This is a genomic window from Pantoea sp. S61 (assembly GCF_016625145.1).
Taxonomy (GTDB): Bacteria; Pseudomonadota; Gammaproteobacteria; order Enterobacterales; family Enterobacteriaceae; genus Pantoea; species Pantoea rwandensis_B.
This window is the reverse complement of record NZ_JACVUO010000029.1, coordinates 1-26,783: the sequence shown is the minus strand read 5'-3', so window position 1 is coordinate 26,783 and position 26,783 is coordinate 1. Positions and strand designations below refer to the sequence as shown.

Annotated in this window: 19 protein-coding genes and 1 pseudogene; 6 read left to right on the top strand and 14 right to left on the bottom strand. The window is 44.9% G+C overall.

Going from position 1 to position 26,783, the window contains the following annotated elements; translation table 11 throughout:
• Window positions 1–165 precede the first annotated feature (165 nt).
• A complete protein-coding gene (locus IAE30_RS28095; protein ID WP_200538874.1) occupies window positions 166–465 on the top strand; it encodes a helix-turn-helix transcriptional regulator in 300 nt (99 codons plus the stop codon).
• A 318-nt stretch (window positions 466–783) separates the two neighbouring features.
• Here IAE30_RS28095 and IAE30_RS28090 read toward each other — a convergent pair whose 3' ends face one another.
• Entirely contained in the window at window positions 784–1,947 is a 1,164-nt protein-coding gene (locus tag IAE30_RS28090; protein WP_200681441.1) for an SH3 domain-containing protein, read from the bottom strand.
• A 426-nt stretch (window positions 1,948–2,373) separates the two neighbouring features.
• Here IAE30_RS28090 and IAE30_RS28085 point away from each other — a divergent pair, with 426 nt between their 5' ends.
• Together IAE30_RS28085 and IAE30_RS28080 are read left to right on the top strand one after the other, a co-directional pair.
• Complete coding sequence (locus IAE30_RS28085) at window positions 2,374–2,736, top strand: hypothetical protein (RefSeq protein ID WP_200538876.1); 363 nt, start codon at window positions 2,374–2,376, stop codon at window positions 2,734–2,736.
• Entirely contained in the window at window positions 2,733–3,944 is a 1,212-nt protein-coding gene (locus IAE30_RS28080) for a PcfJ domain-containing protein (protein ID WP_200538877.1), read from the top strand. Before IAE30_RS28085 ends, IAE30_RS28080 begins: the two co-directional genes overlap by 4 nt.
• A 261-nt stretch (window positions 3,945–4,205) precedes the next feature.
• On the opposite strand, the gene IAE30_RS28075 is transcribed toward IAE30_RS28080, so the two are convergent.
• The 3 genes from IAE30_RS28075 to IAE30_RS28065 are packed head-to-tail and all read right to left on the bottom strand — an operon-like array spanning window position 4,206 to window position 8,345.
• The gene (locus tag IAE30_RS28075; RefSeq protein WP_200538878.1) at window positions 4,206–5,630 is read right to left on the bottom strand and encodes a hypothetical protein; all 1,425 of its coding nucleotides are present in this window, start codon (window positions 5,628–5,630) and stop codon (window positions 4,206–4,208) included.
• A gap of 2 nt (window positions 5,631–5,632) precedes the next feature.
• Window positions 5,633–6,532, bottom strand: a complete 900-nt coding sequence (locus IAE30_RS28070) for a HAMP domain-containing sensor histidine kinase (RefSeq protein ID WP_200538879.1) — start codon at window positions 6,530–6,532, stop codon at window positions 5,633–5,635.
• A gap of 1 nt (window position 6,533) precedes the next feature.
• Complete coding sequence (locus IAE30_RS28065; protein ID WP_200681440.1) at window positions 6,534–8,345, bottom strand: AAA family ATPase; 1,812 nt, start codon at window positions 8,343–8,345, stop codon at window positions 6,534–6,536.
• A gap of 377 nt (window positions 8,346–8,722) precedes the next feature.
• Between IAE30_RS28065 and IAE30_RS28060 the strand changes: the two genes are divergently transcribed.
• The gene (locus IAE30_RS28060) at window positions 8,723–9,193 is read left to right on the top strand and encodes a zinc-binding dehydrogenase (protein ID WP_200538881.1); all 471 of its coding nucleotides are present in this window, start codon (window positions 8,723–8,725) and stop codon (window positions 9,191–9,193) included.
• Between the two features lie 457 nt (window positions 9,194–9,650).
• A pseudogene (locus IAE30_RS28055) lies at window positions 9,651–11,183 on the top strand (IS3 family transposase).
• A 135-nt stretch (window positions 11,184–11,318) separates the two neighbouring features.
• Here the strand turns inward: IAE30_RS28055 and IAE30_RS28050 are convergent.
• The 3 genes from IAE30_RS28050 to IAE30_RS28040 all read right to left on the bottom strand — a co-directional run bounded on the left by IAE30_RS28050 (window position 11,319) and on the right by IAE30_RS28040 (window position 14,386).
• Window positions 11,319–11,690, bottom strand: coding sequence for a helix-turn-helix domain-containing protein (locus IAE30_RS28050; RefSeq protein ID WP_200538883.1), 372 nt, complete (start codon window positions 11,688–11,690; stop codon window positions 11,319–11,321).
• Between the two features lie 69 nt (window positions 11,691–11,759).
• Window positions 11,760–13,106 carry an ISNCY family transposase gene (locus IAE30_RS28045; protein WP_200538898.1) on the bottom strand — a complete coding sequence of 449 codons (1,347 nt, stop codon included), beginning with the start codon at window positions 13,104–13,106 and terminating at the stop codon, window positions 11,760–11,762.
• Between the two features lie 245 nt (window positions 13,107–13,351).
• Window positions 13,352–14,386, bottom strand: a complete 1,035-nt coding sequence (locus IAE30_RS28040; RefSeq protein WP_200681439.1) for a LacI family DNA-binding transcriptional regulator — start codon at window positions 14,384–14,386, stop codon at window positions 13,352–13,354.
• Window positions 14,387–14,824: 438 nt separating this feature from the next.
• Here IAE30_RS28040 and IAE30_RS28035 point away from each other — a divergent pair, with 438 nt between their 5' ends.
• On the top strand, window positions 14,825–15,847 hold the full coding sequence (locus IAE30_RS28035) for a LacI family DNA-binding transcriptional regulator (protein WP_200681438.1): 1,023 nt from the start codon (window positions 14,825–14,827) through the stop codon (window positions 15,845–15,847).
• Between the two features lie 409 nt (window positions 15,848–16,256).
• On the opposite strand, the gene IAE30_RS28030 is transcribed toward IAE30_RS28035, so the two are convergent.
• The 7 genes from IAE30_RS28030 to IAE30_RS28000 all read right to left on the bottom strand — a co-directional run.
• Window positions 16,257–17,333, bottom strand: a complete 1,077-nt coding sequence (locus IAE30_RS28030; protein ID WP_370585642.1) for an oxidoreductase — start codon at window positions 17,331–17,333, stop codon at window positions 16,257–16,259.
• A 458-nt stretch (window positions 17,334–17,791) separates the two neighbouring features.
• A complete protein-coding gene (locus IAE30_RS28025; RefSeq protein ID WP_200681436.1) occupies window positions 17,792–19,222 on the bottom strand; it encodes a sugar porter family MFS transporter in 1,431 nt (476 codons plus the stop codon).
• A gap of 14 nt (window positions 19,223–19,236) precedes the next feature.
• Window positions 19,237–20,151, bottom strand: a complete 915-nt coding sequence (gene iolE, locus IAE30_RS28020; RefSeq protein ID WP_200681435.1) for a myo-inosose-2 dehydratase — start codon at window positions 20,149–20,151, stop codon at window positions 19,237–19,239.
• Window positions 20,152–20,257: 106 nt separating this feature from the next.
• Window positions 20,258–21,082 (bottom strand): sugar phosphate isomerase/epimerase, encoded by an 825-nt coding sequence (locus IAE30_RS28015; protein ID WP_234472890.1) that lies wholly within the window; start codon window positions 21,080–21,082, stop codon window positions 20,258–20,260.
• Window positions 21,083–21,207: 125 nt separating this feature from the next.
• Window positions 21,208–23,637 (bottom strand): membrane-bound PQQ-dependent dehydrogenase, glucose/quinate/shikimate family, encoded by a 2,430-nt coding sequence (locus IAE30_RS28010; RefSeq protein ID WP_200681433.1) that lies wholly within the window; start codon window positions 23,635–23,637, stop codon window positions 21,208–21,210.
• 657 nt (window positions 23,638–24,294) lie between these two features.
• Window positions 24,295–25,644: an amidohydrolase family protein gene (locus tag IAE30_RS28005; RefSeq protein ID WP_234472889.1), complete on the bottom strand. Its 1,350-nt coding sequence runs from the start codon at window positions 25,642–25,644 to the stop codon at window positions 24,295–24,297.
• A gap of 604 nt (window positions 25,645–26,248) precedes the next feature.
• On the bottom strand, window positions 26,249–26,783 hold a 535-nt coding region (locus IAE30_RS28000; protein WP_200681432.1), incomplete at its 5' end, for a cytosine permease.

Genomic DNA, 26,783 nt, shown 5'->3' with positions numbered 1-26,783 from the left:
TTTATCGTTTATCTGTTCATTACTGCGGGCGGGTAAAACGACCGGGTAACAGGGTAACTGTGCCGGTGTTCTGGCCGTGACTGACTGGTGATCGCTGTGACCAATGATAATTTTTTTTCAGAACTGATCCGCTGAGCGATGAGTCATGAGGACGGGAGGATTGGCATGCGCGAACTTGCCGAATACTCCGGATATTCCCAGCGTTATCTGAACCGCCTGTTCAGCCAGCGCATGGGGATGAGTACCTGTATCCGGCTACGGAAGCTGGCGGCGGCATCAGAAGAGCTCATTCATTCTGATAAAACGATTGCGGAGATCGCTGAGCGTTATCATTACGAATCTCAGCATACGTTTACCCGGGCTTTCAGGCGTCGGTACGGCGTGCCGCCCGGCGTCTGGCGTAAAGAAAACCGTGTGGCTGCGCTCAGGGAAAACCCAGCACAGTGCCCGGCAGATAAGGCTTAAGCGAATGCCGGGGCGCCCCCGTCAAAGACCCCCAGGAAAACATCCGCATCGGAGAATGAATATCAGGAAAATTGAAGTTGGTGCAATAAATGATATTTATGCATATTAATCAGCAGATTATGAGAGTGATCATAACGGGTGTTATGTTGAATTACATTATCCACCAAAGCGCAATTCATTAAAAAATTATTAGGTTTTAGTATCACCACTCTATCGACGTTAATAAGTAAGTAAGGAATGAAGATATCAGCCTAAAAATAATGCCATGAGCTGATTAAGTATATTTATGGAATTAACAACATCCCGATAACTGGTGCTTTACTTTATTATAGCTCTGGTATATGCCCTGTTTATCCAGCCTTCAATGTTTTCGCCATTAATCTGGGTGCGGATCAAGATCCATGATCTGTTCTCTCTGTTAATGATGAGCAGCGGCTGGTTAAGAGGCAAGGTTTCAATGACTTCGCCTTTCATAGATGGAGAACTTCTCAGCCTGACGTGATCTTTCGTGACTAGCCTGAACTTGTTTAAATCTGAATAACTCAGTTCTTCTGGCTTATCCGTAGTAATGATGTTTGCCTGCTGACGTTTATTCTCGCAGAAGTAGGAAGTGAAGCATTTTTTCTTCAAGTATTCCAGAGCAACGTCGTCCCGGATCGCCTCCAGAGTAGGCAAAAAAAGATGGGTCAGTATGGTGAGGACCACCCACTTAAGCCATGTGGGGAGCAGCATGAACTGCTTTCCGGCGTCAGGCTCACTTTCCACCCATTTGGCAATCTGTTCTATTTCGTCTGTCTTAACAGATCTGACGGCGTCCGTCGTAAACGTAGAAAAATAGGCGCTGTGATTCGAAAAGATTTCGCTGACTGCAGTGAAAGCTCTTTCCTGCTGGTTGATACTTAGCGCAGGTATGCTTAGACGTGCCAATTTACCCCAGTCGGGTAAAGTACTTTTACCGATAATGCCTTCCAGCATTTTGTCACTGACAAGCTTTGAAGGAAAAATTTCAGACATTTGTCCGATACTCTTGAGAAGCGAATTTACCCGCTCACCGTGTTCCTTCTGGATATCCAAAATGATATTAAAAGCATGGCTGTTCCGAATTTCCAGCCAGTTTTTAAAAATACTGTCCGAGCGTAATGCGTTTAATTCCTTCATAGCCTCTGTAAATTTAAGTGCTGGACTGTTTTTAACATCCTCGATTGCGCGTAATGCCATCTTCGTGCGGAAGTCAGGCTCCGGGAATTTGCGTGTAATGGTCAGTTCACTGACCGTTCTGGCTAAATCTCCCATCAGGTGGCTATTCCTGAAAAGTTCGCCCGGAAACGCAACAACCTGCGCCTGCTTTATCAGCTCCGCATACCGGTTACTTATTTTAAAAGGGTTCTCTGAGAGGGCGAGGGTGTTACTGAGGCTCTTCATGCTGGCCAGTGACTGCAGTGAAGCCGAAATATCCGCCGGAGATTTTTTATTATCTGTCATTATTTATATCCGCATTGATGCTGCCGCAGGGCGCCCGATAAAAAATCATCATTGCCGATCACAGGGTTCAGCACAACCCATTATTCATGTCCTCTGAGCTGTAAAAGTGCATGTCACGTTTGTGAAGGACCGCGTGGCTGATGTTGAGCCTGAACTGATGGATGTGAAACTGCAGGCTCCCACCCGTATCCTTTTCCCATTTCTAGCTTTACCTGACGAGTTGGCAAAGGAAATAAAGCATGCCCCGGGCGGCGCAGATGTCGTCGAACAGAGATTTTTACTGCGTATCCGGTTTCCACAATTCGCGGACGCAGTGATGACATGGCCTTTCAAAGATATCATTAATCATGTTAATCGTTCTAGGTGCTGTTGACAGCACTTATCAGTTAAGCAATCATTCAAAAAAAACCAGTAGATACTTATTTCATGAGTGAAACTATCCAGATTCTACAGTTATTTCTGAGTTGGCCCGCCGCTTCTATTATCTGCATGGTGATAATGTTTAAGCCGATCAATCTCCTTTTAAGACGCATGGCAGACAGCAACACTGCTAAGGCTAAACTTGGTTTTTTCGAGCTTGAAATTGGTGAGTTGACACGCAAGGGCAATGCAGCGATTGAAAGTATGAACAGTCTCAGCCTTGTCATGGCCAGAACACGCCTGCTGGAGTTAGAAGTGACACGGGCAAACTTCTCAAGAAGCTTTACCAGTGAAGAGCACATTAAGCTTAATGGACTGATTCTTGAGTTAAGAGAAAATATAGACATGCTTCAAAAGGAGGTGGCATGAAGGTGTATCTACTGAAGGAGAAATTATTCATTTCTTTTACACCTGTTCTGAACGTTGCAATTAATGTTTATATCGAGAATGGTCTTATTCTCTCCGATATTTATCATGAAGGTAATTTTCAGTCCCGTGAAATGGACTGTGGGATCCCTTTATTTAATGTTGATGTGATGGGTCGGGATGCCGTTAATCATTTGACATATCTACTTGGTCGACAGCCTGATGATGAGTTGATATATCAACTGAGATACGTGGATGCACAGGTTGAGTTATTTAACTCGCTGTTATCAAGCCGAACCCTGATGGAACTCTTCAGCGACTGCCCGAATCTGGTCTGGGTCATGGTATTGCAGAATTATTATTCGCAAAGTGGTCACGTTTACGAATATCTGTCCAGAATGAAAAGGCGCCATTTAATTTCCTGGCTGAATGACATACCATCCACCGAAAATCGCGTCAGAATACTGAAGAAAACGGCCTTGTTATCCGGCAGGAGGGAAGAACTCAGATGGCTGGCACGCTCCCTAGGCAATGATGAAATTATGGATGCCTATAAGCATCATGAGGTCATATCACTTCAGGAGCTATATCTGTCACTTCGCTACCGCATCCTCGCAGGCTCTCAGCTGCTGAAGTCACTGACTCTCCAGAGTAAACCTTATCTGAGGGACTATAAACCGGGGATGTCCTCAATCGAACATACAGTTAAGGACAGCATCAGGATCGGTGAAAATATCGGGATAAAGAAAGCGACCAGTATAGTGCTCGATTGCCGGAGCCGGGAGGAGGTTAGGGCATTACATGATGAGTGGTCAAATCGACTTCTGGAAACCACCAAATATATTCAGCAGGATATCTTCTTTGAAGAACCCAGCCTGGTTCCTGCTCCAGGTATTAAGTTTATCGCCTCTGTGAATGCTCTCATAACCGAGGGAAGGGAAATGAAGCACTGCGTTGCCTCCTACAAGGCAAGAGCTTTATCCGGAGACGCTTACATATATTCTGTCTGTACTTCACGCGGGGTAAGAGCCACGGTTGAGCTCGTTTTGTCTAACGGGACTTATATCCCGGTTCAAATAAAAGGAAAAGAAAATTCGACACTAGATAACCTTACAGTTAATTCTATTACAGGTTGGGTAGAACAGGAAAATAAAAGGCTCATTACCACTCTTGAGAACTATTCACAATCCATGGAAATCAAATCAGCTTAACATTGCGCAGACACTCCGGTGACAACAGGCTGCCTGATGCTGCAGGAGTGAGCATCAGGCATGCTATCAAAAAACAAACTATGCTCCTGACGTCTGTTGCATCTCTTATCCGTTTTACCGCCTTCATTTCTTCTGTCCTGCCGTAGATCGCTTTCCTCCGGCGATCGCTGGGATTTTACTGAAGCCCTTTTTCCCTTGACACGCTGTTAATAAAAAATCAGAAAGAAGGTAAGCACTATTAAGACACTTACCTTAAAAAAATCAATCGAACACTCGCAAAACACCTTGAATAAGAGCTAGAGCCGCACGCTTATCTGTATCATCATATGTGAGTTGTTTAACGGCATATGCATAAACACAAGCAGCATAATCTTGTTTCAAATATGCATTTTCCCTTGCCCAAGCTCTCAAAAATCGTGATGTTTCCGGGTTTCGTCCGAGTGTTGGAGCAACACTATCATTGAACCAAGCATCAAGAGGTGCTAAGTCTAATTTCAACTTTTCAACAATATAAGGGTGGAAGTAGGGACTCAATTCAAGTGTGACAATGTCATATGCAGCGGGTGCCTTTTGTACATCACCGTAATCAATTATTAGCGGTAGACTTCTTTTATCTTCAACAAGTAGAATATTCAATCCGTGTAGATCAACATGCTGTATACAAAAATTAACATTAACATATTTTAGTTCAAGCTCTTTAATACTATCTTCATATTCATTCAGGTATTTAAATGCTTTATTAATGAACTTCTCATCGTTGCAAACTATTTTCCTTACCTCACCAATTGATAAATTTTTTAGTTCTGTATTATCTTTCCAGTAGGAGAATAAAGACTTAATCAGACTTATGGTTTCAAATGATGAATCATCACCCTTGATGAAAGAATCAAAGTAGTTTTCTTTATATTTATCTGCAAACTGGAAGAAGACACCTTTTACAGAACCACATCCGGCAGAATACTCATTTATAAAGGTGGGGAAACAACCTACTGAAAGCTTTGTTATATGAGAGGTATAGTTATTTTTTTCATTATCTGCTTTGTTAAAATTATCAACCTTAGCTAATGCTAAATGAATTATTTTCCCTGTAGCATTTAATAATCCAACTTTTAAAACCTTCGCTGATGAAAGTCCACCAGTCAGTGGATGTACTGTAGCTGCGATTGCATTATTTGAAAAAGAAAAAAGTCTTATTACTCTTTTTTGAAATCGACTTAATTGGAGTACGCTTGCATCATAATCAAGCTCAATTTGATCCAACACCCTAAGGCATTCAGTCTCATATTTTAAAAGCTTAATGACATGATTTAGATCGCTTTTCCTTCTTAACTTGACTAGATTCTTACTCTCTCCATCCCAATGAACTGCAAACGTGTTTTGCTCTTCAAAACGTTGGGCAGCTTTCTGCGTTGACTGACCAGTTAAAATGATTATGGGTGTTCCTGGATAATTATTACGTACAAACATCGCAAAAGAAAGACCATGACTCATATTTGAGTCACCGTTATCATTAACAGGAACTGATAAATCAAGTACTACATAATCTATACCACTCTGTGAAAGAATCAACTGAGCTGACTCAGTATTTTTAGCATGCTGAAAAGCTAACCCAGTAATTTTTTCATAGTGCGGTTTTACAGAACGCTCAAACCATGAAACGTCATCTTCGAGATGTAATAGATTCACCTTCACTTCCTTAAAGGTAGCTCAAGAAAAAACTCTGCTCCGCGAACAGTACCATTTTTTAAATCCCACTTTCCATTTAAACTTTTTACTGCCTTTTCCATAATACCTAAACCGTAACCTTTATTCCCGATTTTAGTTGTATATCCCGATGATAACAGTATCTCCACAGGCTCACTCAAACCATTTCCATGATCAATAACGCTCAACCAGAAACTTATGTCTGTTAACCCAGCACTAATCATAATGGGTAAATTCTCTATGTCCTCCTCAGGAGTAGCCTGAATGGAATTTCTTATGGCGTTCGAGATAATAATATGGAAAAGTGAACGATCAGTTATGAAGTAAACACTTTCTGAAACATTAAGTATTATATCGGCATTAAATTTATCTCTAAAATGTGAAAGCGTCGAATCAATAACATCTTTAACATTAATTGTTTCATAATCCGGATCTTGTTCTACTAATTGCCAAGATTCAAAGGTTTTCATGAGTTCATCAAGAAGTTTTAGATCACTGTAAGTTTCTGATGTCTCGAAATTTTCAATCTCATTTTCAGCGTTAGTTTTAAGAGAACCTATTATGGGCTCTAGCTCATGAATCATTTGCCCAATATTTAACATAACTGCTTGACTTTTTATTGATTCAAGATCTAAATCCGCATCAAAAAAATTCAATTGCGTAACTTTTTTTCGTGCTCCAACTGACTTTATTTTTTCTGATTTTAATTTAACAATACCAGTAAGAACGTTTCTGATGAATGGGGAAGAGACATATTTCAAAGACCCTTCTATATCGGAAATTATTTTTTTATTATCACTTCGCTTAGATATTGCCGATAAGATCTCCACCTGTTCATCAGGAGTTTTTTCATCTAAATTCTCTATTAATTCCTTAAAGTTCATTTCAGTCTCCAGAGTAGAACATAGCTCTATGCTGGAATGCCGATCTTCCACCTTCCATTATCGATTCTATGGCTTGTTTAATCTCATTTTCAAAAATACTCCCTTGATGTTTTACAAACCCACGCCTTCCGTTTGATTCTAAATTAATCACTCTGTCTGCATTACCAAGAACAGGTATGTTAGCATTATGGCTAGAAAGTATTGTTTGAGCGTGAGCAGATCTTACGTCAAGGGATTTAATCAACGTATTAGCTATAAATTCGTTATCCAAGTGATCTTCTGGTTGGTCAATTATCAACCCTCTGTTCTTGTTTTCAAGTATTATTGACAGAGCTACTGTACATCTCTGACCTATTGAAAGTTCTTCAACTCGTTTATAAGAACCTTTATCAAACAAGAAAAAATTCAATTCATCATTGATTTCGGCAGTTAAAATTTCTCCAATATCCATATCCTTTAGATACCCGAGCAATCGTGTCGCTCTGTCAAGAGGTATAGATAATAACTCAGCAAACTCATTATATTTTTCTGTAAAGCAATAATAAAACAGGAATTGTGGATTTATTTTATTGGATATTTCATTGACGATCTCATTATACTTTAATCCAGACCCTTTAAGGGTTGACTTAATAGAATCCATATAAGATGAAGTGTCTGTCGAATAAGTTAAGTCCACTTTCACCATTGGGTTGAGAGATGCATTTAAATTATTTACTATTTCTTCTCTTTTAAGGTAAATTCCTTTTCTGAGTGAAGTTAACTCTTTTAATGAATCTTGTATTTTATTGTAAGTAATAAGCATTTGGTCATATTTATTAGCTGCAACATTCTCCCATCCGGTAGAGGTGACAATTTCAGATTTAATATGATGCAATTGTACCAATAGGCTTCCAGCTTGCTCAGTGACTTTTCCTATTTCATTTCTATAATATCTTGCAGTCTCCTCCATAGGGGTTTTTTGTTCATGTAGTTTAGATAAATTTAACTGTACTTCATTTAGAATATCTTTATTCGATTGTATGATTTGTTCTATCTTTTCATTTTGTATATTTATGAAGTTATTAACTTTTTCAAAGAAAGGAGAAGTGTCATAGGCATTGTTCACAACAATCTTATTAAAAGGTTTAATATTGGTTAATTCTTTTTCCCTACTTTCAAATATGTTTAATATATAGCCGAGATTATTGATTTCTAAATTTATCACATCAAGTTGCTTTTGAATATCAGTATAATTTTTCTGATATTCATTTAAGTTTTGATTGTTATCAGAAAACATTTCTTGTTGTTGAAGTAACTCATGTTCTTTAGTTTTAAGCTTTTGCTTTTCCGCTGCTAACTCATGAGCATCATCATATTCTTTTCTTAATACAATGAATTCAGAATGTAGAGATTCAATTTCCCTCTTAATAGAGTTTATTCTTTTTCTTTCAGGATCTATATTTATTCCAAAGCTGTCTATTAAATTCAATTTGCCTGAGGAATTTAAGCTGATGCTCTCTATTTCTGTCTGTGAAAATATAATTGGCTTATTAATTAAAGGCAAAGGTAGGGCTGCTTCATTGGCTGATCTTGAAATTGTTACTGTCTGTCCATTTATATCTGCTTCAACTGATACTCTTCCTGATAATTGTAGTATGGACATAGCATGCATAGAAGAATCTCTAGATGCTGAATCTGACAAATTAGGAATGCCTAATGCGAATCTGATTAATTCTATTATTGAAGTTTTACCTACTCCGCGGCCTCCAACAAGCACATTTAGCCCATCAGAGAAAGACACATCCAACAAATTAAAAAAACCTCCCTCTACCATTAATCTTCTTATTATCGTTATTTAACTCCTGTGAAGTGCATAAATTTTAATAAATCCATATAAATCATATATTGGCTAATCATTCTATGATGTCTTCTTACAACCAAGTAGAAATTTTTTCCTTACATTAGGCAAAGTGCTTGCCTCAATGTCCTGATTGATTTCATTAAAACTGAAAAATCTGAGTCTGCCTACAACGTTTCGATGGTTATTCACTGGATAGATCAAACAGTAAGATCATGAAAGGATCAACTTTAGATCAATCAAGAATAGGACCCTCGTTAAGTCATTGTTTTCGGGGCTTTGAGAGGGTCTGGATACACTGTAACGGGTAAATTAACCACTATACATGGGAAATAGTACACTGTCCCCGGTAGATGGTAAAAAACGTCTTCTGCGGCCACGATTCTTGCGACCGGCAGCGATGTCCATGGCTTGGTTCCGGGACAAACGCGGCCACTTTTAACTGGCGTGGCGCTTATGCAGCATGTCGTACAGTTTCATCTTATAACTGTTCTTCTATACTCGAAGGCGTAACGACCGCCATACCAGTTGCACCGGGTACCGCTGCATGGGCTTACCTTCTGGGTAAATTGCAAGCCGGCCAGACCATGTTGATTTTGTGTGGTGTTGGAGTCGGCGCCGTTCAGTTGGCATCACGCATGGGCGCACGCCTGATCGTTACCGGAACACGAGTGGAATCACTTGAGAGGTTACACCAGTCCGGCCTTGATCAAGCCATCGTAGTGGGCGAGAGGCAGGCGGGCGCTCAAGTACGTGATCTGCAGGGCGGTAATAAAGTCGATTTACTGATCGATATCATCGGTGGTGATGCATTATCTGATTAGGTCGAAGGCATGCGTGATTAGGGAACCGCAGTGATCATCGGCATTCTGGAAGATCGCAATTATATTGGTAAAAGAATTGATGCAGATGGCAGCAAACGGTGAGTTAACGGTGCCCGTTGACAGCATGATCTCGATTAAGCTTAAAAAAATGTTTGAAGCGCATCAGCGTGCAGAAATGCGAGGGCGTTTAGATCGCATGTTCACGACCTTATTGTGAACAGACCGGTGGAGCGATGCCATGCCGAGCCGGTCACATTTTTGACCTGTTGTGATCACATACTTAAATTTCATAGCAGGAACTTCTGTATCTGCTTTCTAAGTCGATGCCACGATGTGGCTGTGGAAACTTAAAAACAAAATAAAATCACCGTTAAATCAATGATATATATGTTAAAGCTAAGCAGAGATGACCGGCTTGGTGGTGTGGACGATTTCCTGGACCATCAGGAGATAATTCATGCACTCATATGAAGATCGTATCCGGGCTGTGGAGCTTTATTTCAGATATGGAAAAAGGCTGACAGTTGTTGTCAGGGAGTTGGGCTATCCGTCCGTTAAACAGCTTGGTCGGTGGGTTCGGATTTTTGAGAAATACGGCGACTTACCCAGGGAATTAAAACCCAGAAAACGCTATTCACACGCGCAGAAAGTCGCTGCGGTCGAGCATTACCTTACGCATGGCGGTTGCCTAGCCTATACGCGCCGCACTTTTGGCTATCCCAGCAACGAAGTGCTCAAGAGCTGGATCGAAGAGATTTATCCGGGACGGCGGCCCCTGATTATTCGCTCCAACACACATAAATGCTTCAGCCAGGAAGAAAGAATCCAGGCTGTCCGTGAGCTCTGCACCCGCCGTGGAACAGCTCTTAAAGTTGCACAAAAGATAGGTATCAGCGTTCCGGTCCTGTACAAATGGAAGAAAGACCTGATCGACGATGAGGCTTATCAGTCCATGCGTAAACGAAAACCAGCTCCTCCGGATATGCAGCAGGATGCACTGCACGATGAAATAATTCAGCTGAAACAGCAGGTTCATCAGCTACAACTTGAACGTGACATCCTGACAAAAGCGAATGAACTGATAAAAAAAGACATGGGCATCAGCGTCCTGACCCTGTAGAACAGGGAAAAAAACCAACTCGTTGATGCCCTAAAGGAAAGTTATCCAGTTGCTGAACTGCTCAGTGCTCTGCAGCTCGCACGAAGTTGCTATTTTTATCACAAAGCGGACCTTCGTCTGCATGACAAGTATGCGGAAATACGCATAACCCTGGCAAAGATCTTTGAGGGAAATTACCGATGCTATGGTTACCGGCGTCTCCACGCGATGCTCCGTAAAAACAACACGTACATCTCAGAAAAGGTTGTCCGCAGGCTGATGGCTGAAGAACAGCTGATAGTTAAGCGTGCACGGCGTCGCCGTTACAGCGCTTACTGCGGAGAAATCGGCCAGGCACCTGAAAATCTTCTCGCCAGAAACTTTCGCTCATGCAGGCCAAATGAGAAGTGGCTGACCGATATAACCGAGTTCCAGCTTCCGGCCGGCAAGGTTTATCTGTCGCCAGTCATCGACTGTTTTGATGGCAAAGTGGTGAGCTGGACCATAGGAACACGGCCAGATGCAAAACTGGTGAATGCCATGCTGGATGAGGCGATCGATACGCTCAGAGAACATGAAAGGCCGGTGATACACAGCGACAGAGGCAGCCATTATCGTTGGCCGGGATGGCTGGATCGTATCAACGCATCGGGTCTTATAAGGTCCATGTCGCGCAAAGGTTGCTCGTCGGATAATGCGGCGTGTGAAGGCTTCTTCGGGCGGGTCAAAAATGAAATGTACTATGGCAGAAACTGGGCGGGCACAACGCTGGAAGATTTTATGTGCTTCCTGGACAGGTACATACGCTGGTATAACGAGAGTCGGATCAAAATATCATTAGGTGCAATGAGTCCGGTAAAGTACCGGACTCATCTGGGGATCACAACATAATAGTCCAGGAAAACATCCGCATCTCAAAAGTGACATTATCAAATTGGACCCTCAGTGTTTGTCTATCCATTATTAAGATGTCGCCTTTCTGGCTAAGTTAAAGTGTCATCTGGGACATGGACAGAGTCTGGCTGGTCAAAGACTATCTTTCTGATGGGCTACCCAGGTTTTCTCGGCAATCATCAGCCTCCTGACGGTTTCCTTTGAGATGCTCAGCCCGAAGCCTGCGTTGAGTAAGCGCCATGCCCCGGTCGGACTCATGCCCCGGCAGCGTGTACGAATAAGCTTCACCACCTGAGATTTCAGCTCTGCGTTCAGCTGATAGTTGCTGGGTTTTCCCCGGCGAAGATTTATCACGCCAGTGCGACCAGATTCGCGGTAGCGGCTGACCAGACGCCGGCATTGTCGGGTAGAGACTTCCATGGACTGCGCAGCTTCTGCCGCGGTGACGTGACCTGCCAGATACATTTCAATGAGGTCGGCCCGAAGTTGCTCCTGCAGGGTCATTACTTTTTTTCCTGAGTCATTTTTCCTCCCTTAGGCGCCGTGTCCGCGGAAGCGGGCAGGGTGAGGGCGTCAGCGTTTAAGGTCTGAGACAAAGTCCGCAGGGTTCACCAGCACCGGATTGATTGCCCTCAGCGCTTCAAGTGCACGCTCCTGAGCCATTCGGCGCGGCATCTTTTTACTGCGTGAGCGTTTCCCGGCTGCTTCCTGCTCATCCTGTTTTTCCTGCGCCAGGCGCAGTACGGCGCCAAGACGTTTGTTATCGACGATCTCCCCCTGATCCACACAGGCCAGCTTGTCAAAAACCTGATAATTCAGCTCCCGGTGAGCATAGCGGAAGCTGATCCTGCCGTCAGGATATTCAAACACGGTGACTTTTTCACCGGCGATGCGGGTGTTTGCATCTGAGGGCTCAATAAGATAGAGCATTTTATCGTACTGAAAAGTCAGCGATTTTGATAATTTCCGCAGGTCCTGCCAGGCAAAGATATCGTCCAGTTCATCCGGTGACAGGCCTGACGGACGATGTAGATCCTTCGGATACTTTGGCGGTCGCGCAAAGCGGCGGTTAAAGTCATCGATAAAGCCGGTTACCCAGCGGTTCGCCTCGCTGATGGAGCTGATATTATTCAGCCGCATCTCCTTGACCAGCCGATCCTGCAGCGTCTGGTTCGCACGCTCAACGCGCCCCTTAGCCTGGCTGCTGTTGGCGCAGATAAGCTCAATGCTCAGATCGCGCAGCGCCCGGCCAAACTGCGTGGTGCCACTGCGGCGAGCGTCCGTTCCGTTAACGCGGAAAACGGCGTGCTTGTCGCTGTAAAATGCGACGGGTTTACCATGAACATCAATGTACTCGCGCGTTGCCGTCATATAATCGAACGCAGACTCTGAGTCACAGAAGCGCAGGTGCATAAGGCGACCGGTCGCATCATCAACGTACACGAGAAGGCAGCACTTCGGTGCGCGGTCCTCAAACCAGGCATGGTGAGAGCCGTCCAGCTGAACCAGTTCGCCGAGGCAGTCGCGCCGGTGTCTCGGCTGATAGATGTGTACCTGTCTTCGTGAGTGAGGCCGCCAGAGTCCGTCTGAAATCATCCAGTTGCGGACAGTCTCAACGGAAACCGGAATGCCGTGTCGTTCCAGAAGCTTCTCGGTGGCCAGAGTAGGACCAAAATCGGCGTAGTGTTGACGGATCAGATGCAAAGCGGCGCAGCGTAAATCGTCAGGAATGCGGTTGTTGCCGGGACGCCCGCGACGTTCTGATACAACCGATGCCGCGCCGTGTTCACGATAACGCCGCAGAACACGCTGAACCTGACGGACGGTGAGTTCGAGAAGCCGCGCAGCTTCACGCTGCAGCAGAGTGTGATCGTGAACGCGCTGAATGATGCCGAGCCGGTATAGATCTTTATCTGTCATGGTCACCAACATAAAGTCTGCATCCTGAGCTGAGCCTGAGGAGATCTAAGATTAGTTCAGAGACGACATCTGTGAATTGTTCCGTACGACATTAGCGTTTTGCAGTAATAGTGTTAATTCGCGAAATACTTATTATGTTAAATTGCATGCAGTCTCTATACTGCACCCGTTATCCTCCCCTTTTCAATACTGTCTAGGAAGCAAAACCTGAATGTCGTGATCACGTAATAAAATGATTTTTATACTTACATACCTGTGGGGAGCGTAAACCTGGTTATCACTTCAATAGGCAGGAAAGTATGCGTTCCATACTCATTCCCCTCCTTGATATTTTGAAGTTTTTCAACTGTCTTGATTAACAGTTGAGACATGTCCTGAGATATTATGTAGTCAATCTTTTCGTTAATGATTAACTTTTCGGTTACTTCATTTACTTCATGAGTAACTAAAATGGGGCGGATTTCAGTTTTGAATTCATCCAACGCGGCAGCAAGCCCAGCGTTCCCTCCTGCAACATTATAAATTGCACGAATGTTTCTAACATTGTTCAGGAGTTGTATTGCAGCATCATAGGTTTGCTGTGTATTGTCATTTCCAGAGATAACTTCCGATACACTCACCGTCGGGAAGGTTTTCCGGATTTGTGCCCTGAATCCTATCTCTCTGTCGTCATGGCAACTGTAGGACAAAGTCCCCACGATCACAGCAACACTGGCATCAGTACAATATTGCAGATGCCTTCCCAGAATAAATCCTGCAGCCTGCCCTGCAGCTCGGTTATTTATGCCAACATAAGCATCTCTGACATCGGGTTCAATATCGCTAACCAAGGCAATGATATGTTTGCCATTTAATTTCAATTTGTGCACGGCAGCATTAATAGCGGGAGTATTTTTAGCTACAATCGCAATACCATCGGCACGCTCAGCTTGAGTGTTCAGCAACCTGATGACTTCGCCGTCGTCCACATCTGAGCAGCAACAGACATGAAGGGTGATCCCTTTCGATCCTAATCCCTCCTGAATTCTTTCAGCAGCAGCTTTCAAAGATGCGTTGTACTCATCACCTGCCTGCACAACAACAGAAAATACACTGGATGTCTGAATTTTAGGTACATGAACCGAGCCTGCAGCCTCTACAAGAAGGGCTGAGTATGCATGCTGAACAGCTTCTATGGTTTTGGGATTTACACCAGGACGATTATTCAATACGCGATCTATAGTCGCTCTACTGAGTTGAGTTGCATCAACAAGCTCTTTCATCGTAGGTTTGCGATTCATTAACATTTGCCTGCAGTAACTTGTTCATTCATCGGATGTTAACTCATTTAAGAGCTTAAGTCCCAGGCTATCAGATTGAGGCAAAATGCCTCCAGATAGCATGTCATTTTTCTCTTTAAGAGAGTAATTTGAAGCCCAAATTTCGTGGACATCGTTTTGGCTGAGCAATTACACAATCCTCTGAATAATATCACACTGAATTTTATGAAAAATAGCATGCGTCGCTTTCTTGCTACTAGTGTGAAGCCGATCAACTAATGACACAAATAAGATCATTTTAAATTGCAAAAACTATCAAAATGATCACTATTACATCATGTGTCTGAAGGGACAGACAAGAAGTCAATTTTCATTTAAGGTCAGCTAGTTTGGCGCATGAAGCCTTCTCTGAGAACGGGTTGCCGTAAGGTTGATTGATATAAGAGGTTTGTTCAGCAAATGCCTAAAAGAAACATGCTCACCGATCTTGCCCGTCTGTCTGATGTAAGTGTGAGCACAGTCGACCGTGTATTGAAAAACCGGGCAAATGTATCAGCCTCAAAGACGAGGCGTATTTTAAGCAACGCCTGGAAATTCGGATTTACCCAGTTTGCAGATGTGCATACCCACGACCATCTCCAGGTTGTAGTCCTGATAGATGTTTCAACGCGATTCCCGGCATACCATATTGCCGGTGGGTTCAATAATGCCAACCCTTTCACTGCAGATAAGGAGATTTGCTTTACGGTATATTGCTGCAGTAAGGATTCTATCAAGCAGCACCTGACCGAAATTATTACCGGTACCGCCGTATTCAATGCCATTATAATAATCAGCGCGCAAGATATAGAGATTTGTTCAAAACTGGCGAAAGTTTCCAATAAAATTCAAGTGCTTACGATGTTCTCTGACCTGCCTTCAAGTCACAGACAAGCTTACATTGGCATAGATAACCGGGATCTGGGCTGGGCACTAGCCGAAAAGTTAAAAAGTGACCTGTCTTACTGTTCACCCGAAATATATATTGTCCCGGGACAGATAAATCTCATCTCTGATGAACAGCAGGAAATGGGGTTTAGGGCCTTCATCAGAAAGCATCTTAACGGTGAATTCATCAGGGACATCCATAAAACGGAATTGAGCTTGTTTTTCAAGGGTGAAAAATTTTTAAATCCTCAATTGACTCGCGATAACGACAGAATTATCTTTTTGACCGGAAACTGCCTGTTTTTATTAGGTGGTCTGACTGAGAGTGAAACATGCCATAATGGGCAAGTGATTAATAATCCCACCGCAGAAAATTCGTTTAACGTAAACCGATATCATGCTTCGTTCAGTAATACGCTTAACGAAATAATTGAACGCGCAATGGTGCTAATTACGTTTATGGACGTTGGTCCACGCCTGCGTTACAAGGAGTTTAACTACCTCCCCTTCCATCTAGAAAAACACACTGAGCACTCTGACTCATTCATGCCTTAAATATTTATTTATGTTATCGGCATTGGAAGTGATGACCTATTGCAGGTTCTGACAGAGTTGCCCGAACGAAATAGGTCCCTGCCGCTGATGGATGTTCAGTTTTGCAATGATACATCGAACAACTACATCAGCCAGAATCTTTACCCACAATGCGCAGAGACCAGATGAATAATCAGTCAGGATTGACTTGGGAGCGGCAGGTTGCCAGAATCAGCAACCTTACCAGGATATCTCTGTTGATTCATTAATCTTGATGGGGGGAACTCCAGAATCAGCCAGGGCATCTTTACGACATTCGGATAGGGGCTAAAAGTCCTGTTTTAACCTACTGTAAACATAGTCTGCATCCACGGCGCCTTTTTTCGCCGTGTAGTCCATCCATTATTTTCTTTAAAAATAAAATATCTTCTCAAGAAACTGATACCCAATTTTCCTTTTCAGGAGTAGTCAAAGGTAACTCTACGGTGCAACCGGTTTTTGCAGAAGAATATGCGGCATCAATAACTGCCATTACTGCGATGGCATGCAAAGGGGGAACTGGGTTTTCACGAATACCGAGTAGTGTGTCACGGATGGCAAAATAATACTGGCGTTGATCGCCTCTTGGAGACGGCAGTGAAGTTACGTTCAGATTTGCATCAAACAGTGCTAGGTCATCGCTGTCAACTCCCCAATCCAGAGTTCCTGGTCTGATCCCTGCGACCAACTGGTCTTCCTGCTTGTCGGCTTCTCGCTTTGTCACCGAGCCTTTTGTCCCGTGTACAGTGAAACGTGAAACGCCACCCGCGGAGAGCATTGTACAATTTAAAATGACTTTATGTTTTGCATAATTCAAAACAACATGTGCCCAGTCATCTATCTCAGCGTTATCTCGCAGACCGGCAATGTTGGCCTGAATACTCTCCGGCAGTCCGAACAACTGCAATGCCTGATCGGTAATATGAGGACCAATATCGAACCATAATCCACTGCCAGGTAAGTTCTTATCACGCCAGCGATCTAAGATGAGTGGCTGAAATTTATCAATGTGAGATTCGAAATGTACAACGCGTCCGAGTTTACCACTTTCAATGACTTCTTTAATGCCAAGGTAATCACTGTCCCAACGACGATTATGAAAAACAGAAAGCAAAACCTGATTTTCATGGGCTAAGCTTTGTAAGTGACGAGCCTGGTGAAGTGTTAAGGTAAAAGGTTTGTCTACGACCACATTTTTCCCTGCTTTTATGGCCATTTCTGCAAGTGAGGCATGGGTTTCATTTGGTGTTGCTAGAACCACTAAATCAATATTTCTGTCATTAATCGCCTCTTCTGCAGAACCAACCACTGTCACGTCGGATGAATCTGCCTTTATCTTTTTTATCTGACTTGAAACAATGGTCTTTAGATGTAACCCCTCAGTCTCGCTGATTAATGGGCCATGGAAATATTGGCCTGCATACCCGTACCCAATGAGTGCTACATTAATATTTGAATCTTTGTTGATCATGTCGAATCTCCTTCTTTATCAAAATATTTTTTTGAGAATATTTCGTTGTATATAATTAAAAGACATTTCTAAAAAACTGTTTTTTCTATTAACTGCTCATTTCAATTAATGTTAGGACAATGTCATCTTAGATTGAAAGTTTCGGTCGTGACGTTAACTCTCCTGCAAGAATAGGTAATTCAGGCGCGAGCGCAATCTCAGGAAATGGAATTTTTAATGTGTAAAGCTAAAACGATTTTTTGAATTCTTTCTACCGGTAATTTTCACTTCTTAAGGTGGTGCGAATTTTCCTGTCTTAAATAACTGGGGCTAAAGTCATCTGCCAAACGGTATAAATGCTCATCTGGCAGATGATACGAACAGAGTTACATGCTCAAATCGATCCGTGATATCATTCGCTTTTCGTTATTATGATTTAATACGAAAGCGAGTAATATTCGTCAGTCGCTGAGTCTTTAAACTTTATTCGTTTGTACAGCCAGTCTGTTTTTCAACATTTTCTCTTCCGCCACTTTTTCAATATCTTCAAGCGCTACGCCTCTTGTCTCTGGGACATATCGTGAAAGGAACCAGTAACAGACTATATTGAACGCTACGAAGATCCACATTGAAAACGCACCATGGAACTGCTCTTGCAACCAGGCGTTGTCGTTAACGATGGGAAATACCAGAGTGATAAGGAAGTTGCTGATCCACATCAGTCCCACGGCCAGTCCCATGCTGAATTCACGGATCCTGTCAGGGAAAATTTCCGAGATCATCACCCAGGCACCTGCGCCCCAGCCCATCCCAAAGAAAAGCGTAAAGATCAGGATGCCGCTAATGGCGATATATCCGACATCAGTGGAATACAAACCCCATGAAGCGATCAGTAGTCCCGCGATTGCGCCCACAGTGCCAATCTTCATTATCGGCAAACGCCCGTAGTGGTCGAAAAGGTTCATACCGATAAATGCGCCAACACCATTGAGCAGCGCCACAAAAATATGCTCAAAAAAGATGATGTCTTTGTCCGTGGTCGTACCTTCAAGCATCATTGGCGTGTAGTAGTTGATGACGTTAATACCAGTGAACTGCTGTAAAACCGCAATGGCCACGCCCACTACCATGATATAGCGCAGTACCGGATTGTCGGCCACCGGACCCTTTCGCACTCTTGTAGAATTTTTTGGCGCAGAAGCAGGCAGTTTAAACAGCTGACGGGCCTCTTCCTGATGAAATTCTGGATAGATACGCGAGAGCACTTTGATTGCCTGCTCGCCGCGGTTATGCCGGATACACCAGTGCGGCGACTCGGGTAAGAAAATGACCAATAGCAGCATCGCCACTGATGGCACCAGTTGTGCGGCCATCATGATCCTCCAGCCTTTCTCCAGCATCCATGCCTCAGGCATTCCTCGGGCGATCAAGAAGTTGACGGTAAAGACTGCCAGCACGCCGACTACCATAGAAAGATCGTAGGTGCCGGTGGCTCTGCCACGCATTTTAGCTGGCGAAATCTCGGAGATATACATCGGTGCCACTGTCGCCGCAAGCCCAACGGCGATACCGCATATCAGTCGCGAACCTGTAAACAGAACAAACGAATCGGCGACCGCTGAGAAATATGAGGTTATAACAAACAGGACTGCACTGAGCAGCATGACGGGTTTCCGGCCGGTTTTATTTGCCATGTTCCCGGCAGTCAGCGCGCCTATGACGCCGCCAAAGATAACGCTGGATACCGCCCACCCGGTTTCTACTGAATTCAGGCCGAAAAGTTTCTTAATGGAATCCAGCGAAGCGGCAATTACGCCTTCGGAATATCCAAACATAAATCCGCCTGCAGAGGCAGCCAGGCAGAGCATATACACGTACCGGGCATTGAACTTGTGTTGATAAGACATTGTGTTGATCTCCGTTATAAACGGGAAGGCAGGATGGTGCTGAACCAGTTACGTGCTCTGGCTACAGTTACTTCCGGGAGTTCCAGCGAAGGGTCTTGTTCGGCTTCTACCACCACCCAGCCGTTGTATCCTGAGCTGTTAACAAACTCGAACAGCGGCCGAAAGTCGATCACACCGTCGCCAGGAATGGTGAACATGCCGGCACGAACCGCATCGTTGAAAGAGAGATCTTTGCTGCGCACGGTTTCAAGTACCTGCTTACGCACATCTTTCAGATGGATATGCTTAATACGTGGGCCAAATTCACTGATCAGATCGACGTAATTGAACCCGCCCGTCAGGGCATGTCCAGTGTCAAGGAGCAGTCCGACTTCGTCGCCGGTTGCTGCCATCAGCTGGCGGATCTCATCCTGAGTTTCAACTACCATCATCAGGTGATGGTGATAGGCCATTGCAAGTCCGTAGCGTTCGGTCAGCTCTAGGGCGAACTCGGTCAACCGCGCACCATAATCTGCCATTTGTCCTGGAGTTAAACGATGGCGCTGGGACATGGGCACGTCCAGTGCGTTTGCCGCCATCGCGGCACACTCGCCATATACCATCACCCGGGCACCGGTTTTTTGCAGCAGCGTGGCGAACTCATGAACCGCGCTCAGCTCCTCCTCCACACTACGCTCGGCCAGGAAGCCGCTGTGCCAGCCGGATGCAAGGGAAAGATCATAACTGCTCAGCAATGTGTTCAGTTCGTCAGGACTGCGGGGAAATAAGCGGCTCATTTCAACGCCCTCATAACCCGCCGCCCATGCGCCCGTCAGGCATAATTCTGCCGTGGCATGTTTACCAAACTCTTCTATCACTTCATTTGCCCACGAGAGCGGACTGATGGCCACCCTCACAGGTAAGCGCGGAGCTGTGATCGGATTATTCATATTATTCTCTCAGTCACTCATGGATACAGGAGTAATAAAGGTGATAACAATCAGAAGTGATTAGTTTAAGAAGATCGTTAACACCTATAATCTGTTGTTGTATAAATTAAAAAGCGTACTTTTTAATGGAGGATAATAAATCCTTTGTTAACAAAGCTGGGTCGCGTTCCCACAGTCGAGGGCTGATTAATTCAATTGACCAGGCTCCGTTATATCCGGTTGATTTAACGGCTTCTGACCAGGCGCGCAGATCTATTTCCCCTTCTCCCGGTATGCAGTCACGTAATACCGTTTCATCCCAGGGTTCCTGTGGATTATGTGGCACACGTCCGTCTCCGAAATGCACGCCAAAGATCATATCTTTATCCATAGCAGCTACATCCTGGGGCGTTGCGCCAGAGGCGTAGAAGTGCCAAAAGTCTACGACCACTCCCACATTTCTCTTACCGATGCGGCGGATCACCTCCCGCGCCTGGGCGAGCGTACGGAATTTGGTGAAAGCAGGCAGCTCGATCATGTAGCGAATTCCATGCTGTTCACCGATTGAGGCTATCGCAGAAATATTTTCGCTCATGATGTCCATGATCTTTTCATCTGAATAATGGTCGATACCTTTACGCGGTAATACCATGACGGTGTCGGTGCCCAACTCAACGGCTTCACGGGTGATCTTTTCCGCTTCAGTCAGCAACTGCTGTTTCTCACTGACCTCATGCCGCTCAATTCTGTCCAGTGCACTGAGGAAAGAAATTGAAAGTCCATTATCAGCAATTATTCGTTTAATATCCTGAGTCGTTCCACCATTTTCAAGATATCGAACCAGTTTAGGGTAAAATATTTCGAGCGCGTCGAATCCTGCCTCTTTAGCGAGGCGCACATCCGTTATTAAATTACCGTGACTGGTGGATATACCATGTAATGAGGTCAGCATTTTAATCACCATATTATTCAGAGAATAAGATCGTTATTTCGGAAACTGAATCTTCTTATCATTGCCTGGAAAGCGCTCTGTATTTACAGAGCGCTATTTAACAGACTATTTAAGCTAAAACTAAATCAGGGTAAGGCGTAGGCAATGACATAATCACCGCGATTTTTGTTGGTACCGGTACGGGTTGCACCGCCATCCACCACCACAATGTACTGCTTACCATCCTTACCGATGTAGCTCATTGGTGTTCCCTGGCCGCCGACAGGCAAGCGGGTGCGCCAGACTTCCTTGCCGGAGTCGTTGTCGAACGCGCGAAGGTAATAGTCCAGAGTTCCGTGGAAGAAGCTCAGTCCGCCCGCGGTCACCAGAGGACCACCGAGGTTAGGCATACCTAACGGAATATACAGGTTCGGTACAACGCCCTCCTTCGGTAAGAAGCTGTTGTGGATCGGGGCATCCTGAATACCACCAAGCGGAACCTGCCACTTAACCTTATTACTGGCAAGATCGACGGCGGTCAGTGAGCCAAACGGTGGTTTAAAACACGGCGTACCCAGTGGTGACAGGAACATACCGCGCTCCACACCCCACGGCGTGCCCTTCTGCTCAGAATATTCGCCTTCCGTTGATGGTTTCAGACCGCCCTTAGCTGCATCTTCACGAGACAGGAAACGACCCACCATCGCCATACGAATGTCGTTGATGAAAAGGGTTCCTGTAGCCGGGTTGATCGCCATGCTGCCCCAGTTCTGACCGCCATAGTAGCCAGGCCAGATCAACGTATCCTGTTTGTCAGAAAGCGGTGTCCACTCGCCTTCATAGCGCAGTTTCTTAAACTGAACGCGACAATAAAGCTGATCGAATATCGTGGCTCCCCACATGTCAGACTCTTTCAGCCGATCGACGCCGACGGAGAGCGCGGAATAAGGCTGAGTTTCCGCGACCTGCATCCCCGGCATCGCATCAGTCGGTACTTTACGCTGCTCTACCGGGTAAACCGGCTTGCCGGTACGACGGTCCAGTATAAAGATCTGACTGCGTTTGGTGCCCTGGATGATTACCGGAATGGTAGTGCCATCTTTCTGCGGCATGTCATACAGGATTGGCTGAGTAGAGACGTCGTAGTCAAACTGGTCAATGTTGGCAGTACGGAAGTGCCAGCGCTCCTTGCCGGTTCTCAGATCAACGGCCACGATGGCATCGTTATACTCGTTTGAGTACGGATGGCGATCGCCAGTCCAGAAGTCAGGCGTCTGGTTGCCGGTCGGGAAATAGGCCAGACCCAGTTTAGGATCGTACGCGGCGGTTCCCCAGAAGTTAGGTGTTTCAATCGGGTAAGTCTGGCCGGCTGGCAGTGGGCTACTGTCACTGGCACCACGCTTCGCATCCCATGCCCACAGGATTTTGCCGCTTTCCACATCATATCCACGTACTACCCCGCCAGGCTCGCCAATGGTAAGGTTATCATTCAGACGGCCCCCAACCATTATCACGCCGTCAGCCACCAGTGGTGCAGAGGTCACGTTATAGCTGCCCTGCTGACCGCCTTTGGCATCAGCGGGAAGTCCTTCCGTGAGATCTACGTAGCCACCGTTGCCAAAGTCTTCACACAGTTTCCCCGTTTCGGCATCCACGGCCACTATGCGCGCATCAATAGTTGTTTCAATGATACGTTTACGACAGGTGGCAGATGTAGAAACTGCAGCTGCGGCAACCCCGACGGTATTCGGGTTATTTGCAGACAACTGGTCAAGATCCGCATATCCGACCCCGCGGCAACGCTTCCAGCCCTTGTTACTTTCGAAGACTTTCGGTTGCGGATCGAAACGCCACTTCTCCTTCCCTGTTGTGGCGTCAACGGCAATAACCTTATTCAGCGGTGTACACAGATAAACAGTCTCATCCACTTTAAGCGGGGTGACCTGATATTCGGCACCATCTACGGCCATATCTCCAGTGCGATAGGTCCAGGCGACTTTCAAATCCTTCACATTGCTTTTATTGATCTGATCAAACTGGACATATTTTTCGCCGAGAGTATTACGCCCCCAGGCTGACCAGTCGTTACCACCTTCGTGACCCGCCTGAGGATTAATTACCTGCGCGGCTTCGCCCGTAGCGGTGACTTCCGCGTGTGGGAAAAAAATGCCGCTAATCAGTGCCACCAGTGCAATGAAGCAGGCACCTGCCATGGTGAAAGCAGACTTTCTTGGTACTGGAAGACCATTTTTTCGGGTCAACCACGGCACGCAGAGAGATGCCAGCATGCCGATGCCGAGAAATACCGTCACGCGTGGCAGGAATTGCCAGAAGTCGCCGCCAATTTCCCAGAAGGCCCATATCACGCTGTAAAGCACCAGCGCGATCGCTACCGGCCAGGCATAGTAACGCCTACACAGCAACCCGAGACCAGTAATGGACAAAAGGATCCCTGCGAACAAATAGAACCAAGCTCCCCCCAGAACCGCGAGATACGCACCGCCTGCTGCCAGCGCGACCCCCGCTAATGTTACCAGAGCGCCGATAACGCCCAGGAGCCAAACAGATTTTTTCATTTCGTCTTCTTCCACTTTCTTACCATTGTTATTATGAAACACCACTATTGCGGCAATTTGTCTATCTATGAAACACAACGAATCATAATAGAGACAAAATAGATCATTCTAAACACACAAAACAATGGAAGAAGATCAAAATTGAGACGTAAATCGAATTTTTGTTTCAAATAAATCTTGAAATGAATCATGCAATCTAAAAAAATCTCAAAATAGCGTTGCGTGTGGCATCAGAACATAAGAAAGACCCAGTACTCTTATAAAAATGATTCAAAAAGACTCAAAAACGTGCTGTCTTATAATGCGGATTTGATTTGAAGGGGGTGTAAGAAAGGAGCTAGGTAGTGGAACAAGGAGGGTTTTCACTACTCAACAAAGCATGAAATTAACCAACTCAGTCACCAGTAATATCCCGACACCTAGGTGGTCAGATTGGTTCTACGAATCAGTTTGCATCAGTCTAGCAGGGAGAGTTGGCTAGCATCAGCCCAATGGGGATTCACCGTTGTACCCCTGTCGATCTGGATAAGAAATGAATATCGATTTCGGGGGTATCACATGCAATGGCCCTTTCCCTGCACAACTGAGAGGCAATATGCCTCTCAGTTTGATAGGTAAATCATCTTATGTGCGCAACTTTAGCCGGCATCGCTATAGCTACAACTCACTTTGCTCCAGAAGCCTTTTTGCTGATGCGTTAGCCGCTCTCAGTTGTTCTTCCAGATTGACACCCTGCAGTTTTCCATCCGCTTTGATGATTTGGCCGTCGACAATGACCGTCTCAACATTTTCCGGCTGAACCGAGTAGACGATTAGCGCAGCTGGATCGCCACCGCCAAATCCTGCCATGTTCAATGTGTTGGGATTAATTATCTGGATGTCAGCACGCTTACCTTCTTCAAGTGTGCCGGTTATGTTGCCCAGTCCTATCGATTCAGCTGAGCGGCGAGTGGCCAGCGCCAGAAGCGCGCGTGGGTCTGGAAGTGTTTCATCTTTTGCTTCACCACTATCAGTCAGCGCTGCTGTGCGAAGCGTTTCAAACATGTTAGCACTGCCAGACAAGGCATTACCGTCTAAGCCAAGACCCTGCTTTTCAACGCTTTTAAAATGATTAAGCAGCGTCAGCCCATAACCGACGCGTTGTTCGCTGATCGGTGTTAAGACCAGCGCACCGCCTGCTTTCTGCAGAGCGTTCAACTGCTGCGGGAGTGCATCGCTCGCGTGTACCACCGTCAGTGATGTCGATAAGTATTGACGGTCTGTCAGTGCATCGAACATTGCGCGGGCATCTCCGCTGACATGTACCTGAATCGGCAATTTATGTTGAACAGCAAACCTGTATTCTTTATCCCGCATTGCCCAGTTCTGCTGGCTGGATAAGTCCCTAGGGATTCGCCAGCCAAGCCCGAGTTGAATTCGATCTGTTGACTGCTTTTGGAGCTCCGCCAGGTGCGCCAAATCAATCATGTTTTTAGTGGTTTTATCGGGACCACCGTAATACATGATGGCGCGAATGCCGCTCTTTTGCAGCGCCCTGAAGCCAGCATCACCCCAGGCTGGACCGCGGATGTTATCAAAGAAGTCGCCCGTCGTAGTGACGCCTGACTGTAGCAGTTCTAGCGAACCCGTATACATTGCCTGCCAGATATCATACGGCTGCATCCCCTTTGCTAACTTGTTACTGACGGGAAAAAATTTTCCCTGCTTGTTTCTGAACTGACCACGCATAGTGGTGACCCATAAATGATTATGCGCATCGACAAACCCCGGCATGACATATTTACCGCGTGCGTCTATTACCTTAGCGTCAGGGGCGACGAGATTTTTGCCAATCTTTACTATCTGATTATTGCGCACCAGTATGTCAGTGGAGGGCTGATCCTTTCCGTTGACTGTCATGGGTAATAGGTAACCTTGGCGGATGAGTAACGTGTGATCTGGGGCGGCGAAAACCGAAGCAGAAACACAGCTAACGGTAAAAAGTATAGTGCGAATTTTACAGGACATACTTACTCCTTTCCTAATTAATGAGGATAACTCAGAGTATAGGCATTGCCATAAATATGGTTAGATAGCGGTGATTCTTGACGCATGACTCTATTGGCAATTTACATATCTTGTTAAATATAATGAGACTATATCAGTCATTTGAAACTAACTTGTTATCAATTGCTTGATGATCGTCTCTTTAGTTATTTATAAATAATCCAAGGCCTGACTAATTTTAAACATAGAGTTCATATTTAATAAAATTTACTGTCAGCCCACCTAAGCTCGAGGCGTTATAATCGAGGGCAATAAAATATTCAAGGTGCTTTTATACTACCCTATTATTATGGCTATTATCCTGCACGCTCTACAAAATCGCTCTTTTCTGTTTAGTTTTAGAAATTGCATGGAATTTATTTATCACGTATCTGTACCTTCACCTATACGAGTAGATCCATTTTAGGATGCAGTCATCCAGGTCCTCGATCATGGTTATTTACGAATTAATTCGGTTAGGTTTTTTATTATAAACCAGACAACTTTTTCCTGATTGGATAGAGAAGGCTCAACATATTTTTTTATGTTTATCTATACCCTTTTTTAATATAAAGATACTTTTACTTCAAGTTTCACGATCAATAACCCGTGTGAGTATGGGTTCCATTTTTCGGTGAAACAGTGGGTAGGCAATGCAGGTTACCACGAGGCTGATAATCCAGGAAATATCCACACCCGGTATTAAATTCGCATAAGGTCCGGAAAAGAACGCATTCTCAACAAACGGAATTTGCACTAAAATCCCGGCGAAGTAGACCAGCAAGGCCTGGGTATTCAGCAATCCATAACGTCCGCCGTCTGCACGAAATATCGCTTCAACGTCATACTTTTGCTTATTCACATAATAAAAATCCAGTAGATTAATTACAATCCACGGAATCAATACCGCAATCAATGCCAGAATCAAGTTAATAAAGAACGAAACAAAGTTCTGTGATGCTGCCAGAGCGACTAATACGCTTCCCACTAATACCAGCGCTGAAACCACTAATCGCACCGTCGCACCCGGCGTCCAGTGTGGGCGGAATGTTTGTACTGCCGTAATCAGTGATAATACCGCACCATACAAATTCATTGAGTTGTGGCAGATAATATTGACC